Genomic DNA, 1,099 nt, shown 5'->3' on the forward strand with positions numbered 1-1,099 from the left:
CGTGAGGCTATTTCTGCCCATTCTTGTGCCTTGGCTATGCCTGAGCTCATTCCCATTTTTCAGACCTGAATCCTTACCTTCCTTCAATTCATAGGCAAGCTTAAGACGCTTAGATTGACTTAAAACTGTAGCCAATTTAACCCGTTCCTCTTCTTTTAAATCTACACCATTTCTCAGGACAATAAATCTACTACCTTTTCCTTTAATATTGCTTTGTATTCGGATTTTATTCAATTCCTCATTCACATATTTCATCACATGAAATCTGTCATATACCACAATCGCATTCGGAAAAACTTCTTGGATTACTTTGGGAAAACCACCCCACATATCTACACTCACTTCTAACACCTGCTCGCGAACCTCAATCGGTTGCTGAATAAGGACTTCCATGATACCTTGCTGTTCATGACTGTCGATCACTTCAATCAATTGACTTTGGTCAATATCGGAAACTACAGTCACAAAATCTTGATGCCCTTTTCTCATACTAATTTCATCGATACTCAGACGTTTAACCGCTCCCCATGAGGCTTTTTTACTTGTGAACGCTTATGATTAAAAATTCCTTGAATCTGATCCCAACTTAATTCTTCCTCTCGTTTTACCTGTTCTACTGTTGTCACCTGAACACGGTGATAAATATACTCCTCATATCGTTGAGTATAGCGCCGACCAACATCTACAAAACACAGTTGCTCTGTAAAATATTTTTGACAATTCTTACAGTAGTATTGGCGGCGAGGAATTTCCAATTCGATTAACTGACCGGAAATCGATAAATCTCGAATCAAGATTGGACGAATCTGATGGAGTTCATCTGTGGACTTTTGACAGTGAGGACAAGTAGCATAAGCTGTCAAAAAATTAACTTTTAGAATTGTTTTTGTATCATTTTTAATACATCTTTCAATCGTAATGTCTGGCAAATTGAGTAATCCATCAAGATGAAAATCCATTAGCTTAGCCTCTAGCATAAAGTTCCTATATTATACAGTTTCCACCGCAAACCCAGAAGACCCGACACTCAAGAGGTGAGCGACGCACAGATACTATTAGAGTACAAAGCGCAGCAAAGCAACGAGAGAGGATTTAGATT

2 protein-coding genes are annotated in these 1,099 nt (G+C 38.5%); both read right to left on the reverse strand.

Translation table 11 applies throughout. From position 1 onward, the window contains the following. On the reverse strand, positions 1-489 hold a 489-nt coding region (locus QUA83_RS30470; protein WP_333297947.1), incomplete at its 3' end, for a transposase. 17 nt (positions 490-506) lie between these two features. Continuing rightward, on the reverse strand, positions 507-977 hold the full coding sequence (locus tag QUA83_RS30475; RefSeq protein ID WP_333297949.1) for a transposase family protein: 471 nt from the start codon (positions 975-977) through the stop codon (positions 507-509). Between the last annotated feature and the right edge of the window lie 122 nt (positions 978-1,099).

It is taken from the genome of Microcoleus sp. K1-B1 (assembly GCF_036704705.1).
GTDB lineage: Bacteria > Cyanobacteriota > Cyanobacteriia > Cyanobacteriales > Microcoleaceae > Microcoleus.